Genomic DNA, 16,029 nt, shown 5'->3' with positions numbered 1-16,029 from the left:
GGACAGGATCACTTAATGACAGGATTATTTATTCCGTTGAAATGTGATGATCCTGTCATTCAATCATCCTGTCTCTTCTGAAGACGTCGTCCTAGCGTCGAAAAGGCGATGCGGTCTAGCAGGGGGGAGAGTAGGTTGCCGAGCAGAACGGTGTAGACGATGGCTTCGGTGTAGAAGGTGAAGTTGCGGATCAACGCGTTGCTGACGCCGATGATGACGCCGCAGGCGAGCTTTCCGCTTTTGCTCATTGGGGTTGAAACGGGATCGGAGACGATGAAGACGGCGCTAAAGAGGGTGGCGGCGGAAAAGAGGTTGAACAGCGGCGAGTTGCCGCACAGCGCCGTGGTGATGGAAAAGGAAAGCAGGAAGGCCACCGGTGTGCGCCAGCTGGAAATGCCTTTCCAGCATAGCAGTATGCCGAGCAACAGGATGATAAGCGGGAAGGTTTCGCCGGGGCTGCCGGGCACGAGTAGAAACAGGTCTTCCCAAATGCCTCTTATTCTGCCGAACAGGAGCTGGGGCCATTCGAGCGGGAATCTTTCCCAGCAATAGAGCTCTTGGGGTGTTGCGCAGGAGATCACGTCGGCCGTCGGCGTGCCCCAATTGACCACGTGGCTTGGATAGACCAGCATCAGGAAGAGCCGACCGGCCATGGCGGCGTTGAAGCGAAGCGGCAACCCAGACATTGGAAGCTTTGCAACCCAAACCGCAATCAGGATGGCAAACAGCATGGGCAGGAACGGCATGCTGGGCGGCACGCTGGCGGCAATCAATGCGGCCGAGAGTCCGGAGCCGGTGCAGGCGAGACGCAGCTTCCGCTTTGCGACGAGCGTGAAAAGCGTTTCGGCGATCATGCCGAGCATGGTGTAGCCGATCAGCTGGAAAATGAAGGGTGAGCGGTAGAGAATGCTATAGAGGGTGGCGGGAACCGCCAATGCAGCCAGCACCCATGCGGCCATGTTGGTGCTGCGCACGCCGGTTCGGAGGAATGGACTCATCAGAGGCATCTTTTGCCCTCCGCCAGAGATTGGACGAGCGGAATGTCGGAGGGGCAGACGGCGGAGCAGACGCCGCAGAGGAAGCATTCCGTCATTTGCATCTTAAATGCCGCTGACTTGGTTTTGCCTTTCTGAATCCTGTCGACGAGCGTGAAGGGATGCAGGCCAAGCGGGCAGGCGTTGTTGCACGCGCCGCACCGGATGCAGGGGCGCTCTTTCCGCTCTGCTTTTTTGCGTTCAAGTATGATCAACGACAGCGTTGTTTTTTCAATGCAGTCGTCGAGACCCACCTCGCTGCCCATCATTAAACCGGAATCGACGATGAACTGGGTTTGGAGATCGAACGGGAGGTCAACGGTTTCGAGCACTTCACGAATCGAAAGGCCGACGGGTGCGATAATGTTTTTGTAAAATCCGGTCGAGGGCATGGAGAGCGTCAGCGGGCGTTCGACCACGGGGATGCCGTCGATGATGGCCCGGCCGATGGCGCGGAGGGACGCGACGTTTTGGACGAGGTGGCCCATTTGGTAGGGGCGCACGCCGGGCGGCGGCGTTTTTCCGATCAGCTGGGTGAGGATCAGTTTTTCCGCCCCGGCCGGATAGCGGTCGGGGAAGGAAATGATATCGAACTCGCCGTAGTGTTTCTGAAGTTCGGCGATGAAGGCATCGTCCTTCTTGACGGCCAAAATTATGCGCTTCGCACCGATCGCCTTGGCGCTGGCGTTGGCGCCGGCGGCCACCCACAGCGATTCATGCAACAGCACGGATTGGTCGATGGTGATGCCGGGTTCGCATTCAACGCCGTTGATGACCAGCGTATGGGCGCCGATGCCGGACCGGATTTTTTCCGCGGCCGGAAAACCGCTGCCGCCCATTCCGACAAGGCCAATTTCATCGAGGAAGGCGGGAAAGGTTTCTGGGCTGATTTCGTCGATCCCCGGGAAAATGCGCTCCGGTTCAGGGTAGGGCGTTTCCATCGGCCGTATTGCGTATTGCATACTGCGTATTTTATTGGACGAGAGCATGCGGGCTATTTTTTCTTCGGCTTCGTCCAAGCGGGCAGCGTTTCCATTTCGAGGGCGATGCGGCGGGCCATGTAGTTGAGATAGCCCGAGGTCTTGATGCCGTAGCGCGTGGCTCCGGTGAGGCCGTCGACGGCCGATTTTTCGGCATGAGGATCGAAGGGGACATCCTGAAATGATTTAAGCACGGTGAGCACCATGTTCCGGTCTTTGGCGTTTTTGATTTTGGAAATGTCTGGGAATAGGGCTTCATGCAGAACAAAGCCTTCGGGGGTTTTGTGGACGATCACAACGCCGGTGATGGGCTTGTAGGATTCGATTGTCCGGTATACGACGCCGACTTTGGCCTCGCCGTTGGCGTCCCAGCCAATATACATGCGTTTGATGGTTCGGGAGTAGGGGGCGTCCGAAGATGCGACTTCAAGGCCGGCCATGGCTTGATCGACTGCGGTTTGAATCGGATCGGCTTGGGCGGTTGAGACCCATGCCGTGATTAAGCCTATGCTTAATACCCTAAATAGCATCATTGAACTCCACATTGAACAGAACGGCGCAAGATACGGGTTTCGGACGAAGGAACGCAAGCGAATAGCGGTTTAGCGCAAATTCAAGGAGGTATTTTATTGGCATGGTTTTATGGAAAAAAGCCGTGCATGGTGGTTGACGGCATAAATGCGGTTGGGTAGTGTTCCGGCTCATTTTTAACAGAAACGGCAGTTTCTAAACCTAAAAGGAAAGGTGCTAAACATGGCTACTAAAGTTGGTATTAACGGTTTCGGCCGTATCGGACGTATGGTTTTCCGCGCAGCAGCAACCCGCGAAGACATCGAAATCGTAGGCATCAACGACCTGCTGGACGTTGACTACCTCGCATACATGCTCAAGTACGACTCTGTACACGGTCGTTTCGCAGGCACTGTTGAAGTAAAAGACGGTTCCCTTGTTGTAAACGGTTCTGAAATCCGCATCACCGCTGAGCGTGATCCGGCCAACCTCAAGTGGGGCGACGTCGGTGCTGAAGTCGTTGTCGAGTCCACAGGTTTCTTCCTGACCGACGAAACCGCACGCAAGCACATCGCTGCCGGCGCTAAGAAAGTGGTTCTTTCCGCTCCTTCCAAGGATGCTACCCCAATGTTCGTATGCGGTGTAAACACCGATTCCTACGCTGGACAGGACATCGTTTCCAATGCGTCCTGCACCACCAACTGCCTGGCGCCGGTGGCCAAGGTCCTGAACGACAAGTTCGGCATCGATAAAGGTCTGATGACCACGATCCACGCCGCCACTGCAACTCAGAAAACCGTTGACGGCCCGTCCATGAAAGACTGGCGCGGCGGACGCGGCATCTTGGAAAACATCATCCCGTCTTCCACCGGTGCGGCTAAAGCAGTAGGCAAGGTTATCCCGGAACTCAACGGCAAGCTGACCGGCATGGCCTTCCGCATTCCGACCTCCGACGTTTCCGTCGTCGACCTGACCGTCTGCCTCAAGAACGAAGCTTCCTACGAAGACATCTGCGCAGCATTGAAAGAAGCTTCTGAAGGTTCTATGAAGGGCATCCTCGGCTACACTGAGGAAATGGTTGTTTCCACTGACTTCCGCAACGAAGAATGCACTTCTGTATTTGACGCGAAAGCCGGCATCCAGCTTGACGGAACTTTCGTCAAAGTTGTTTCCTGGTACGACAACGAGTGGGGTTACTCCTGCAAGGTTCTCGACCTGATCAACGTTATCGTTGGCTAAGCCCTCGATTAACTTCGATTCAAAAAAGCGTCCCTTCCGGGGCGCTTTTTTTATTCATTAAACACTAAGGAACGAAGGGCTCTAAGGGAGGCAGGTACCTTTTAATCAAACTTGGTGCTCTTCGTGTCTTAGTGTTAACTTCAATTGTATGGAACTTGTTCACGAAATCATCTCATCCCTCGGCGCGTTTGCGCCGTATGCCTGCATTGCCTTGTTCCTGCTGGCGAGCCTGCTGGTGGTTTGGCGCTTGGAGGTGTTGTCGGGGCAGGGGGTGGAAGGAACGGTGCTCGGAACCATCTTCATGCCGTTCTGTTCGGGTATGGGCAACATTGTCTTTGCGGTGGTGCTGGCCAGGAACAAGGGAGACGGCGACGACGTGCTCGTCAACTGCCTGTTCAACAACGTGACCAACTTGACGCTGCTGATCGGCCTGCCGGTACTCATCTGGAGCATGGCGAGCATTCCGCGGCGCAAAAGCCAGGCGGCGATGCGCGAGCATAAGGTCGGTCGGCTGTCGCTGGCGCTCAATTTGGTGGCCGCGTTGTTCTTTTCCCTCTTCGTCTGGCTCTTGGCGGCCGATGGCGAGCTGTCGCGCATGGACGGATTTGTGCTGATCGCCTTGTTTGTGTTTTGGCAATGTTTCCACATCTACGACGTCAAAAAGACCAACCTGCTCAAAAAGACGAGCTATCCCAAAACGCTGGTCATTGACGTGGCTTTGCTCTTGGTGGGGGCTTTCGCCGTTTTCATCAGCACGGACTGGCTGGTGCAGTGGTTCCAAACCTTGGAAAGCGATGCGATTCCTCCACGTATGCTGGGTTGGGCGAGCGGGGTGCTGATGGTGCTGCCGAATGCGTTGCTGGCCTTTTACTATGGGGCAAAAAACCGCATGGACGTGGTATACACCTCGCAATCCGGCGACGCCCATATCTGCATTCCGCTCTGCATCGGGCTGTTCGCCGCCTTCCGCGCCATCCCAACCGGGGCGTTCCTGCAGCAGTCGCTGCTGATTCTTATGGGCTTGAGCGCCGCCCACCTGTTGTTCGTGGCCGTGCTCGGCCGGCTTCCCCGCCTGTTTGGCGCGGTGTTCATTGTCGCGTTCGGCTATTTCCTCTGGGTGGGAATGGGAAGAGGTTTGTAGTTCCGCCTTCAGGCGGCTCTGCGGACTGGCCGCCTTCCACCTACGCCAAGGCTACGGCGGACAAGAAAGGCGGAACTACGAACCTCTTTGCCGTTTTCGAATCTCGAACTTCGGGCTGGCGTTTGGATTTTCCCGCAATCAAAGTCAGGGTCGATATGAAAACAATACTACGAGTCTTAATTCTGTTGATTTGTATGTGCACTGCGGAAGCCACGCCCCGTGAGGTCGTTGCCTATGAGGCGTTCGGGGCGGTGGGGGATGGCGTCGCCGATGACCTGCCTGCAATCCGTGCCGCCCACATCCACGCCAATGAGCATGGCTTGTTGGTTCGCTCGAATCCCGATGCGACCTATCACCTCGGGCGCCGGGCATTGACCGTGATTATTGCGACCGACACCGACTGGAGCACCTCGCGCTTCACAATTGATGACACCGATGTGGAGAATCATAAAAAACCGCTCTTCGAAGTTCGCTCCCTGCTGAAGCCGGAGACGTTGGAAATCGACCGGCTTACGCGCGATCAGAAGCGGGTGAACGCGCGGCCGGAACGCGATTGCTTCGTGACCGTGGAGAATAAAAACAAGCGGATCTTCATCCGGCGCGGCCTCAATCAGAACAGCGGAAGCCCCTTGCACGACTGCTTTATTCTGCGCAAGGATGGTTCGATTGAATCGCCCATCGATTGGGATTACGAAGAGGTCACGTGGATCATTGCCCGCCCGATCGACGAAAACACGTTAACATTGCGCGGCGGCGTATTCACAACGATCGCCAACCGCACGAAGCAGAAGAAGGGGTATAATTATTGGTCGCGCAACATTGTTGTCAAACGTTCCAATACCGTTGTCGAGAACCTGACGCACTATGTAGAGGGCGAGACCGATATCGGGCATCCGTATTCCGGTTTCATCAATGTGCGGGACTGTGCGGAAATAACCCTGCGCGATTGCTTCGCCACGGGGCATAAAAGATACACAACCATTGGTTCTGCGGGAAAGCCGGTCAGCATGGGTTCGTATGACTACAGCATGAACAACGTCGTGAATCTCCGCATGATCCGATGCCGGATGGATCATATCCTCGATCGATCAAAATGGGGTGTGATCGGATCGAATTTCTGTAAAAACATCCTACTCGAAGATTGCGAACTGTCGCGCATGGACGCACATCAGGGCGTCTCCGGTTCCTACACCATTCGTGGCTGTACGCTGGGGCACATGGGGCTTAACGCGATTGGGCGCGGCTTGCTGACGGTGGAAGATTCAACGCTGTACGGCTGGAATTTGGTGAATTTCCGGAGCGACTACGGCAGCACTTGGGAAGGGGATCTGGTTATCCGGAACTGCCGGTGGATCCCCGCGCGGGGAGCGGTGGTTGTTCCGTATATGATCGGCGCGAGCAATGATGGAACGCACGATTTCGGCTATCCCTGTTCCATGCCGCGCCATATCACCATTGATAATCTGACGGTCGAGGACACGAATGTCCCGAAAGATTATGAAGGCATGTATTTCTTTGCCAATCATGATCCGGGCGGCAAGAGCAATGCCGCGCGCCCGTTCCCGTATCAACTGACCAAAACCATAACGGTTCGCGGGCTAAAAACCGCCAGCGGGAAGAAGCCGCGAATCTCGCCTAATGCGACGGTTCGAAAAAGCGTGGTCGTAACGGAGAAAAACTGAACTGCACAGACGTTGAAGCAAGAAGCCGGGAGTATGGGGGCGACTTGCTTTGCGTGAAGCAGGCGGGACGCCTGCGGTACATTTTCCGTATCGCAGGCGTCCCGCCTGCCCCGTCGAACGGGATGCGGGTGCGTGCCCGTCCCCTCGGTTCTCTTGCTAAGAAATCGGATCGGCAATAAACGCTTCGAGCAGTTCGGTGAAATGAATCTGGGCGCTGGTCCACTTTGGGTTGCTGGTGATTTCGCCGGTGCTCTTGGCCGTGTTGTTAAACAGCACAAAGAGGTTCTCGCCAACGCACATATGGGCGTCGAAGCCGGTTCCGTGCCCCTCGTGCGAAAAGGCAAAGTCGCCAATGCCCGTATTGGCGGGGTCGAGCGTGCCGCGCAGCGCCGCGATGTCGTCGTTAAAGTCGGCGAGGAAGTCGTCTTTTCGGGAACCGCCGTATTCGACCAGCTTCCAGCCCCCTTCGTTCTTCTCCACCAGCGCCCATTCGTCGAACACGGGTTCGCCGATGGCGTTTTCTAGGCTGATGAGTGCGGTTTCAATACGGTCTGCGGCGGCGGCTTGGTTCATTTTAAAATCCTCGGAAGTTGTTTGCGGTTCAGAATATAGAATTTAGGGGAAGGGGCAATAAAACAAAGTTCTGGAGTGCGGCGGCAACCAACGGGCGACACCGCTTTTCTGACGAAAAGAGCGGTGTGGCGCTCCGCTTCCCACCGCACTCCAAACCTTTACCCCAACCTTTGCAATGCTGCTCCTTTCGTTTGACTCGCTTTTGGATATGCTTATAGTCAACGGCTTATTTTTACGAACGTTTAACCATAAAGGGAATTATTATGAATAAGCTGACGATCAAAGATCTCGATGTCCAGGGCAAGCGCGTGCTGATGCGCGTTGACTTCAATGTGCCGGTAAAAGACGGCGTTGTGGGCGATGACACCCGCATTACCGCGGCGCTTCCGTCCATCAACTATGTGCTCGAAAACGGCGGTTCGCTCGTGTTGATGAGCCACTGTGGCCGCCCGAAGGGCGAAAAGAACATGGAGTTCACCCTCAAGCCGGCGGCCGACCGCCTGGCCGAGCTGGTCTCCGCCAAGGTTACCCTTGCTCCCGACGTAATCGGGCCGGAAGTCAAAGCGCTGGTTGAAGCGCTGCCCGCCGGCGAAATTCTCGTGCTCGAAAACGTACGCTTCTACAAGGAAGAAGAAGGCAAAGGCTGCACGGCTGAAGAGCAGGACGCCTTCGCAAAAGAACTCGCTTCCTTCGGCGATGTCTATGTTTCCGACGCCTTCGGCACTGCGCACCGCGCGCACGCCTCGATGGCCGTCGTTACCAAATACATCGACCAATGCGCCGCCGGCTTCCTGCTTTCCAAGGAAATCGAATATCTCGGCAAGGCGCTCGAAGCGCCGGTCAAGCCGTTTGTTGCCATCATCGGCGGCGCGAAGATCTCCGGCAAGATCGACGTGGTCACCAACTTTTTGGACAAATGCGACGCCATTCTGATCGGCGGCGGCATGGCCTACACCTTCTACAAAGCGCAAGGCAAAGCCATTGGCGGATCGTTGGTCGAGGACGATAAAGTCGAGCTCGCCGGTCAAATTCTCCAGCAAGCCGAGGCCAAGGGTGTCAAGCTTATGCTGCCGGTCGACAACATGGTGGCTGACGCCTTCTCGGCCGACGCGAACACCAAGGTTGTGGGCGACAGCATCGAAGATGGCTGGATGGCGCTGGACATTGGTCCGAAGACCATCGAACTCTACTGCAACGAAGTGGCTTCCGCCAAGACCGTCGTTTGGAACGGCCCGATGGGCTGCTTCGAAATGAAGCCGTTTGCGGCTGGAACCTTCTCCGTCTGCGAAGCGGTCGCCAAGTCCGACAGCATCAGCATCATCGGCGGCGGCGACAGCGTTGCGGCGGTCAACCTGTCCGGCGTTGCGGATCAGATGAGCCACGTTTCCACCGGCGGCGGCGCTTCCCTCGAATTCATGGAAGGCAAGCAGCTCCCCGGCATCGTTGCCCTGACCGACAAGTAGAGGCGTGACGCGTAATGCGTGAAAAAGCCCGGCCTGTGCCGGGCTTTTTTTATGATCGCGCGCGGATGAAGAGGTAGCAGGCCATGCCTGCAAAGACGAGAACGACGGATGCCAGTTTGAGCTGGAAGCTTCGTTTGGCCGTTTTGTGGCGGAAGGCGAGCATGCCGGCGACGATGCCGATGATGCCTCCTAGAAAAGCAGGGGCAATCAGCTGGGCTTCGGGGATGCGTTGCTTGCCCTTAACGGCCAGCCGCTTGTCGATGCCCATTTGAATGAATCCGATGAGGTTGACGGCTAATACAATGTAGACGATCGGGTTCATTTTTTACCTGCTAGTTTGATGGCCAGCGCAACGGCTTCTTTCGCTGTGTGCGCAAGGTGGATGCCGGGGTCGGCCTTGCCGTCGCGATGCACCTCCCAAGTGTGGAGTCCGACGATTGGAACCTTCAGGCGCAGGGCGAATGCGAGTTCGGAGAGGGTCCCGTAGGCGCCGTGGACGGCGATGACGACATCGCACGAGCGGACGAGCAGGGCGTTTCGGTAGGCGCCGAGGTCGGTGGGGATGGCGATGTCGATGAATTCGTTGGCGGCGGTTTTATCGGTGCCGGGCAGGATGCCGACGGTTTGGCCTCCGGCTGATTTTGCGCCTTCGGCGGCGGCGCGCATCATGCCGCCGAGTCCGCCGCAAAAGAGGATGGCGTTCGCTTCGGCAATGCAGCGGCCGACTTCGCATCCCAGCTGATACTGTTCGCCCGTTGTGGTATTCGGCCCCAAAACTCCAATGTGCGTTTTCATGTGGAGAGCTTAGGGGGTTGGTCTGCGGGTTTCAAGCGTTGGGTCGGTTGCGGCTACTCCGCTTTTTTGACTTTTTGCTGGCGGAGGTTGGTCCAGAACTCAAGCAGTTCCTGATTGCGGTTGTGGACCTTGGCGGAAAACTTAAAGTAGAGGAAGGCGTCGAGAAACCCTTTGGTTTGCATGAAGCGTTGCGGCCGTTTGCCTTGGGTTTTCTGGAACCGCGACTGGTTGGCCATGATATCACAGACTTGATAAATTACCTGCTTGGGCACGCGGACATTCTCGCACATGCCGCGCAAATGGCCCTGAACGGCGTTGCGTGTGGCGTCGTGCGGCGAGGAGCCCTTGTCGATCAGCTGCTGGATGAGGAATTCGTGGTATTCGCCGAACGGCAAGGCAAAGAGGACGCCCGGATGAACGCGCAGGTTCGCCTTCCGCCAGCGGTCCATTTGCTCCAGCGTTTGAATGACCCAGCCTTGGCGAGCCTTGTCCTCGTCGAGCCAGTGCGAAAAGTCGTGGAACATCGGGTGCAGCAGGCCGGTTCTTTCCAGCCATTGGAAAACCGCTTTGGCATGTCCGCAGAAAAAGAGCTTCTGCACTTCCTCGTACATGCGCGAGGAGGCGGCGGAGGCAAGCTTGTCTTTGTTGCGGCAGATGGAGTCGTAGGCTTCTTTTTCGATCTCAAAGCCGAGGGTGCCGGCAAAACGCGCCGCGCGGATCATGCGTACGGGGTCTTCGGCAAACCGCGTGTCGGGGTCGCCGATGACGCGGATGATCTTTTTCTTCAGATCATCGAGCCCGCCGGCATAGTCGATGATGGAAAAATCGGCAATGTTGTAGAAGAGGGCGTTGACCGTGAAATCCCGGCGCAGCGCGTCCTCTTCCGGCGTGCCGAAGACGTTGTCGCGCATGACCATGCCTTCTTCTCCGGTGCGGAAGGTGTTGTCGCTGTGGATGGTTTCATCCTCGGGCACGGGGGCGCGAAAGGTCGCGGTTTCGATGATTTCGCCGCGGAAAAGGATGTGCGCCAGCCGGAAGCGGCGACCTACCAGCCGGCAGTTCTTGAACATTTTGCGGAGTTGCTCGGGCGTGGCGTCGGTAGCCACGTCGAAATCCTTGGGGTTGCGGTTCAGCAACAGATCGCGGACGCCGCCTCCGGCAATATAAGCGGTGCAGCCCTCGTCTTTGAGGCGGTACAGCACTTTGATGGCGGCCGAGCTGATGTTCTTGCGGCTGACGTTGTGGTCTGGTCTTTTAAGAATGGTTGGTTCCATAAGCGGTGCAGAGTATTCCAATGGGTTTGCAGAAAAAAGAAAAACCGCCCCTAGCAGAACGGTTTTGCATATCTATAGAAACAGGAAATTAACTGTCAAGATGCTCTTCGATCCAGCGCAGGATGACATTCACAACGAGGGCGGCCTCGTCTGCGGTCAGCTCTCGGCCCATTTCAATGCCGAAAAATTCTTCAAGGCTGGCGCGGTCGTTGCATCCGCAAGCGTGTTGCGCAATAAAAACGGGGTGCCCCTTGGTGGGTGTCTGGCGCCCGTCGTTCTTCGGGTTGGCGGGGGCAAGGCGTTTGTTCACGAAGTCAGCGGCGTGCAGGCGCAGGATATCGATTCCGCGAGACGTCACATATTCCTGTTCCGGTTCGCCGAGTATGAATTTGTCGATGCGTCCGTCGTCGCTCAGTTTTTTCTTGAGTGCGTTCCAATCTTTGTCTGATAGTTTTACCACGGTTAAACCCTCTTGTCTTGAATTTCGATGTAACTGCAACAGCATAAATAATCGTTGGCTTGGGCGCAAGCCTCCACTAGCATGAAATACTATTCAGGGAGAAGGGGGCCGAGCCGATCTTGCACGAAGTTCTCTGGATGTTGCTTCCCCTCGACTATGGAGGCAAATGGCGCACCCGGCAGGATTCGAACCTGCAACCCTCTGATTCGAAGTCAGATGCGCTATCCAATTGCGCCACGGGTGCCGTGGAAAGGCATAAATAGGTAGCGCTTTTTCGGGGGAGGGTAAAGCGGATTCGAACAAACAGCGCGCAAATGTAAATTATTTGCAATCAGGTGTTGGACGGCCGTCTTTGTTCCTTTATATTCCGCGCTTTCCCAAACCAACCGAAGGAAAAGGATTTATGAACAAACTGGTTATTGGATTGCCTAAAGGAAGCTTGCAGGAAACGACCTACGCCCTGTTTAAAAAAGCTGGATTCAGCATCAAGGGCGGATCGCGCTCTTATTTTCCGTCGATCGACGACGACGAGATTGAAATCCGCGTCATGCGTGCTCAGGAAATGAGCCGCTATGTCGAGCACGGCATGCTCGACGCCGGCATTGCCGGACTGGACTGGATCGAGGCCAACGGCTCCGATGTGGTCAATTTGTGCGATATGGTGTATTCCAAGCAAAGCAAGCGCCCAGTGCGCTGGGTGCTGGCCGTTCCGAACGATTCCCCCATCAGCTCCGTAAAGGATCTTGAAGGCAAGAAAATTGCCACTGAGGGTGTCGGCATTGTCGAACGCTGGCTCGAAAAGAACGGCGTTAAGGCCGAAGTCGAGTTTTCATGGGGCGCAACTGAAGTGAAGGTGCCCGATTTCGTGGATGCCATCGTGGACATCACCGAAACAGGAAGCTCGCTCAAAGCCAACAACTTGAAGATCGTTGAAACGCTGATGGAATCCTACACCAAGTTTTTCTGCTCCCAGGATGCCTGGGCGGATGAATGGAAAAAGGAGAAACTTCAAAAGATCGCTCTGTTGCTGAAAGCGGCGCTGGACGCGGATGACAAGGTGCTTCTGAAGCTCAACGTGGAAGCTTTCAATCTTGAGAAAGTCAAGGGACTGCTGCCGGCTCTGCATTCGCCGACCATCAACTCGCTCACCGACGAGGGCTGGTATGCCATCGAAACGGTGGTCGATGAATCAGTTGTCCGCGAAATCATTCCGGACCTGAAGGCCAACGGCGCAGAAGGAATTATTGAAATTAGCTTGAATAAAGTCGTGGCGTAACTACTGTACTAGCCCTTTTAGGACACAATTAGGAGAAAACATGGGTACCATCAAAAAATGGCGCAAGACCAAAATGTCGAACCACAAACGGCGCAAGCGTCGTCGCGCGGATCGTCATAAAAAGAAATAGGCCCTAAAAGCCTGATCAATTTCAAGGCTGGAGCCTTCGGTTCCGGCCTTGCTTTTTTTTCAAACCCTTGGAAATCCGTAGAGGACGCGATTTCCAAGGGTTGTTTCTTGAAACCTGAAAAGAGAAACTTGAAACCTGAAATTGCATCGGCTTCCGCCGGATTGATCTTTTCAGGTTTGTCCTTTCAAGTTTCAGGCTTCCTCTTCATCTTCCAGCAGCAGCTGGCGGGCGCTGATGCAGGGGCCGGGAAACATTTCGATGAACTCGGAGGGATCCTCGTCAAAGAGCTCGTTCATTGAGTCGTAGGCCTTTCTGCCGTAGCGAAGCACTTGTCCGAGCTTCTGCTCTTTCACATCTTGCACGACAAAGCACATCTCATCATCGGTTGAATCCTGTACGTTGAGCAGGATGCGGGATTTGCGTGGGTGGATCTTTTCCATATTGCGCGTGTAGATGCTGTATTTTACATATTCCACCACGCGCTGGTTCAGGCCCGCCTCAATCAGGAAGATCAACTCCACCAGTTCCACCCGGGAGAGCACCAGGCGCACGCGTGGCGCCTCGACGTCCGGCGGGAGCATTTCATTCATCTGTTCGAGCGATTGCTCGAACTCCTCTAGAATATCTTCCTGCGACATTTCCCCGGTTTCCGGCACCCAGTGGATCAAAATATTATTTTCCGGATCGTTGTAGAGTAACGGGAGATCGACCCGGAAGCTGGTGTCGCAGTCCGTGCACTCAATGCGGTTGAGCTGGTTCTGCATCAGAGATTGCTTCAGCTCTGGATCTGTGGCGACATTGACGGCGTCGTATAAGCGGACGTCCTGCAGTGTGCCGCAGGACGGGCAAGTAATGTTTACGGTTCGGCTAATACTCATTGGAAATCTTCTCCATTCAATCGTTCGTCGTTTAAAATTGCGTGATACTGGTGCTCGAGATCGGCCACTTCGCGCTGCCAGAATATTTCGCTTCCCCAGTCCGGAAAATTGGACTGGAACTTAAAGTCATCCACCTGCGTGCTGCACCACGAAAGAAAGTAAATAATGCGCATGGCCCGCAGGATTTCCACTAGGCGAAGCTGGCGGTCGTCGAACTCCATGAATTGCTCATAGCCCTCGATCATTAAGCTAATTTCGCGACGGGTGGTGTTTGCATGGCCCGGAAGCAGCAGCCAAATATCCTGCACCGCCGGGCCCGTTACCATATCGTCGAAATCAATCACCATCAGCCCCTCGTCGGGGCGCTCCAAAATATTGGCGCGGTGGCAGTCGCCGTGTATGCGCTGCAGTTCGACGCCCTCGAACTCGCGCAAGGCGATCTCTATAATGCGGTTTGTTACGTCCTTGAAGCGGCCGGTTTGATGCGCCGACATAAAGCCGCCGTCGAGGAGCATTTTCACCTCGGGAATCGTGGTCGTTTCCGGATGCATCACGAGCCGGTTTTCCGCCTCATAGTGGCTTCCGGCCAAGTGGATGCGGCCAATCAGGCTTCCGAGGCGCCTCCATCCCTCGTCATCGCGCAGCTCCATCTCGCGTCCCGATTTCTTTGGGAAGACAGAAAACAGGATGCCGTCGTATTCGCCAATAGTGCCGCCATCGGCAAGCGCCAGCGGCGCAACTACGGGGATTTCGGCTTCTGCACAATCGAGCACAAAATCGTGTTCATCCTGCAGGGCGTCCCGGTTCCAGCGTCCGGGGCGGTAGAACTTGGCAATCAAGCGGTCGCCCGTGGCGGATTGAAGCTCGTAGACCCGGTTGATGTAGCTCGGAAGCGGAGCGGTCAGCCCGGTAAAGTCGTAGCGCAGGCCGCTTTCTACCGCATTCAGGATGCGGTCGGGTGTTAGGTTGTTGAAATCAGCGCTCATACGTCCAAGGCTTGAAAAAGGTGCTCCGCATCCTCGAACGAGTCCACGATGATGTCCGGGCTCTCGGCTTCGAGGGTGGCGCGGTCGAACTGTCCGTTGCAGACGGCCACTGAAACCATGCTGTTGGTGCGCGCCGCCTCGATGTCGGATGGCGTATCGCCCAGCAGGAATGATCCTTCAGGGTTTCCTGCGCGTTCCAGCGCCAAAGCGGCCATGCGGTTGCGGTCGCCGTCATCGTCGCCAAAACCGCCGATGTCAGAGAAATAGGAGGCAAGGCCGCCGTGCTTGAGCTTCAGGTAGGCGCACGTCCGGATGTTGCCGGTAACCAGAGCAAGGTTCCAATGTGTTGAAACCCGCTCCAGAAACGCTCCCACCCCAGGAAATACCGTGGGAGGGAATTTGGCCATGTTTTCATCGAGCAGGCCGGGGAGCAGTTCAAAAAACCGCGCCGTGTGCATGGGGTCAGGTTCAAGGCCCTGTTCCCGAAGCAGCTGCTCCACCACCCGGATATCCGTGGCGCCGGCAAAATTTATGTGCGCCATATCAACCGCAACGCCGTAGGCGGACTCGAACGCATCGCCAAAAGCAATGCGCCCGGAACCCTTGGCATGCAGCAGCGTTCCGTCGATATCGCAAAAGATATAGCGACTGTGCGCCGTCATGGTTCGATCTAATCGACGAGGTCGATCAACTCGTTGATGGCATCGGCTTCGGAATTCGCCGTCTTTTCCGGGCGGCGTTCCTTCGGCTTGTTGTCGCCACTACCGGACTTTTGGGGACGCCGGCGAGGCGGACGGTTGCTGCGGGGGGCGCCGTTTTTGTTTCCGCGCTCTGGGGCTTCCGGATCACCGCCCACATCGAATGCCTTGCGGAATGTACTGACGCGCATGGCTTTTACACTGCTTCCTGCTAGTTTTTCAGCCGCGGCATTGCCCGAAAGCAGTATGGCGCCCGGGCCCTTAGATGCGGCGGTTTTGGCCAAAAACTTTGCGTGTACATCCGCTGACTTGCTGTAGAGGACTGTAATGTCTTCGAATTTTTTTCCGGCCGGGGCCTTGTTTAGGGGCGCACCGCAAAGCACAGCCACCACTTCAATTTTTTCACGCTGCGAGAACCGCGTCAAACGACGAAGCGTCTGCAGCTGGTTTCGCGGGGGCACTTTTCCCTTCATTCCCATTGAATCGTTGAGGGATAGGCAGTCTACAACCAGCACGGTTTTGGCTGGCTTGAACAGGTTGAATAAACCCATGATATGTTCCTTTATGTTCGTGTTTCATTGTTCCATGCACATACACCGTCGTTCCGATCGCAACCATCCATAGTGTGTCCGCGACGAGGGGCGGTGTGTTAGCCGTGCAGTAAAAGCCAATGAACCTAACTGATCCCGCTCGTATGCGCAAGTCTTGAATATCAGCAGGAATGAAGCGCGAGTTGCCTCAAATTAATTGAAGCCTCCGCGTCCGAGAGGAGGTCGTCGAGGCGTCGCGGGAACTATAGGCCTCCTTTCATGGGTGGCGAGGCTGTTGAGTTCCAAGCGCTTAAGTGGATGGGTAGGTTCTTAAGCTGCGCCAATATCTATAGATAGGTAAATGATATATTTATAATGAT

General features: G+C 55.7%; 18 protein-coding genes and 1 tRNA gene. 6 read left to right on the top strand and 13 right to left on the bottom strand.

The genetic code is table 11. The annotated features are described in order from the left end of the window. Window positions 1-59: 59 nt before the first annotated feature. From SCARR_RS06520 to SCARR_RS06510, 3 genes are read right to left on the bottom strand one after another with little or no spacing between them, the layout of a single operon-like run. A complete protein-coding gene (locus SCARR_RS06520) occupies window positions 60-1,007 on the bottom strand; it encodes an RnfABCDGE type electron transport complex subunit D (protein ID WP_168433060.1) in 948 nt (315 codons plus the stop codon). Continuing rightward, on the bottom strand, window positions 998-1,996 hold the full coding sequence (locus SCARR_RS06515) for a 4Fe-4S dicluster domain-containing protein (protein WP_168433059.1): 999 nt from the start codon (window positions 1,994-1,996) through the stop codon (window positions 998-1,000). The genes SCARR_RS06520 and SCARR_RS06515 overlap by 10 nt, the downstream gene beginning before the upstream one ends. A gap of 32 nt (window positions 1,997-2,028) precedes the next feature. Continuing rightward, the gene (locus tag SCARR_RS06510; protein WP_136060693.1) at window positions 2,029-2,547 is read right to left on the bottom strand and encodes a hypothetical protein; all 519 of its coding nucleotides are present in this window, start codon (window positions 2,545-2,547) and stop codon (window positions 2,029-2,031) included. Window positions 2,548-2,767: 220 nt separating this feature from the next. On the opposite strand from SCARR_RS06510, the gene gap reads away from it, so the two are divergent. The 3 genes from gap (at window position 2,768) to SCARR_RS06495 (ending at window position 6,586) form a co-directional block, all read left to right on the top strand. Then, a complete protein-coding gene (gene gap, locus SCARR_RS06505; protein ID WP_136060692.1) occupies window positions 2,768-3,763 on the top strand; it encodes a type I glyceraldehyde-3-phosphate dehydrogenase in 996 nt (331 codons plus the stop codon). 148 nt (window positions 3,764-3,911) lie between these two features. Beyond that, window positions 3,912-4,904 carry a sodium:calcium symporter gene (locus tag SCARR_RS06500; RefSeq protein ID WP_136060691.1) on the top strand — a complete coding sequence of 331 codons (993 nt, stop codon included), beginning with the start codon at window positions 3,912-3,914 and terminating at the stop codon, window positions 4,902-4,904. A 155-nt stretch (window positions 4,905-5,059) separates the two neighbouring features. Continuing rightward, on the top strand, window positions 5,060-6,586 hold the full coding sequence (locus tag SCARR_RS06495) for a hypothetical protein (protein ID WP_136060690.1): 1,527 nt from the start codon (window positions 5,060-5,062) through the stop codon (window positions 6,584-6,586). A 156-nt stretch (window positions 6,587-6,742) separates the two neighbouring features. Here the strand turns inward: SCARR_RS06495 and SCARR_RS06490 are convergent, their stop codons facing one another. After that, complete coding sequence (locus SCARR_RS06490) at window positions 6,743-7,159, bottom strand: hypothetical protein (protein WP_136060689.1); 417 nt, start codon at window positions 7,157-7,159, stop codon at window positions 6,743-6,745. Between the two features lie 263 nt (window positions 7,160-7,422). Here SCARR_RS06490 and SCARR_RS06485 point away from each other — a divergent pair, with 263 nt between their 5' ends. Then, window positions 7,423-8,622 carry a phosphoglycerate kinase gene (locus SCARR_RS06485; RefSeq protein WP_136060688.1) on the top strand — a complete coding sequence of 400 codons (1,200 nt, stop codon included), beginning with the start codon at window positions 7,423-7,425 and terminating at the stop codon, window positions 8,620-8,622. Between the two features lie 49 nt (window positions 8,623-8,671). Here SCARR_RS06485 and SCARR_RS06480 read toward each other — a convergent pair whose 3' ends face one another. The 5 genes from SCARR_RS06480 to SCARR_RS06460 form a co-directional block, all read right to left on the bottom strand. Then, on the bottom strand, window positions 8,672-8,944 hold the full coding sequence (locus tag SCARR_RS06480; RefSeq protein WP_136060687.1) for a DUF1294 domain-containing protein: 273 nt from the start codon (window positions 8,942-8,944) through the stop codon (window positions 8,672-8,674). Then, window positions 8,941-9,417 (bottom strand): TIGR00725 family protein, encoded by a 477-nt coding sequence (locus tag SCARR_RS06475; protein WP_136060686.1) that lies wholly within the window; start codon window positions 9,415-9,417, stop codon window positions 8,941-8,943. Before SCARR_RS06475 ends, SCARR_RS06480 begins: the two co-directional genes overlap by 4 nt. 53 nt (window positions 9,418-9,470) lie before the next feature. Then, the gene (pcnB, locus tag SCARR_RS06470) at window positions 9,471-10,691 is read right to left on the bottom strand and encodes a polynucleotide adenylyltransferase PcnB (RefSeq protein ID WP_136060685.1); all 1,221 of its coding nucleotides are present in this window, start codon (window positions 10,689-10,691) and stop codon (window positions 9,471-9,473) included. 88 nt (window positions 10,692-10,779) lie between these two features. Continuing rightward, the gene (locus SCARR_RS06465) at window positions 10,780-11,151 is read right to left on the bottom strand and encodes a DUF4186 family protein (protein WP_222846199.1); all 372 of its coding nucleotides are present in this window, start codon (window positions 11,149-11,151) and stop codon (window positions 10,780-10,782) included. Between the two features lie 167 nt (window positions 11,152-11,318). Continuing rightward, window positions 11,319-11,395 (bottom strand) — tRNA-Arg (locus SCARR_RS06460). Window positions 11,396-11,554: 159 nt separating this feature from the next. Here SCARR_RS06460 and hisG point away from each other — a divergent pair. Continuing rightward, window positions 11,555-12,427 (top strand): ATP phosphoribosyltransferase, encoded by an 873-nt coding sequence (gene hisG / locus SCARR_RS06455; RefSeq protein ID WP_136060683.1) that lies wholly within the window; start codon window positions 11,555-11,557, stop codon window positions 12,425-12,427. A gap of 40 nt (window positions 12,428-12,467) precedes the next feature. Further along, window positions 12,468-12,557, top strand: a complete 90-nt coding sequence (locus SCARR_RS06450) for an AURKAIP1/COX24 domain-containing protein (RefSeq protein ID WP_136060682.1) — start codon at window positions 12,468-12,470, stop codon at window positions 12,555-12,557. Window positions 12,558-12,748: 191 nt separating this feature from the next. On the opposite strand, the gene SCARR_RS06445 is transcribed toward SCARR_RS06450, so the two are convergent. Genes SCARR_RS06445 through SCARR_RS06430 form a run of 4 tightly spaced genes read right to left on the bottom strand, consistent with a single transcriptional unit; the run spans window position 12,749 to window position 15,670 of the window. Beyond that, entirely contained in the window at window positions 12,749-13,435 is a 687-nt protein-coding gene (locus tag SCARR_RS06445) for a CpXC domain-containing protein (RefSeq protein WP_136060681.1), read from the bottom strand. Next, the gene (locus tag SCARR_RS06440) at window positions 13,432-14,421 is read right to left on the bottom strand and encodes a serine/threonine protein kinase (RefSeq protein ID WP_136060680.1); all 990 of its coding nucleotides are present in this window, start codon (window positions 14,419-14,421) and stop codon (window positions 13,432-13,434) included. Before SCARR_RS06440 ends, SCARR_RS06445 begins: the two co-directional genes overlap by 4 nt. Continuing rightward, window positions 14,418-15,083, bottom strand: coding sequence for an HAD family hydrolase (locus tag SCARR_RS06435; protein ID WP_136060679.1), 666 nt, complete (start codon window positions 15,081-15,083; stop codon window positions 14,418-14,420). Before SCARR_RS06435 ends, SCARR_RS06440 begins: the two co-directional genes overlap by 4 nt. A gap of 8 nt (window positions 15,084-15,091) precedes the next feature. Further along, entirely contained in the window at window positions 15,092-15,670 is a 579-nt protein-coding gene (locus SCARR_RS06430; RefSeq protein ID WP_136060678.1) for a hypothetical protein, read from the bottom strand. Window positions 15,671-16,029: the final 359 nt, after the last annotated feature.

It is taken from the genome of Pontiella sulfatireligans (genome assembly GCF_900890705.1).
GTDB classification, from domain to species: Bacteria; Verrucomicrobiota; Kiritimatiellia; order Kiritimatiellales; family Pontiellaceae; genus Pontiella; species Pontiella sulfatireligans.
Note: the sequence above shows the minus strand (reverse complement) of the source record. Positions and strands in the feature narration are given on the sequence as shown.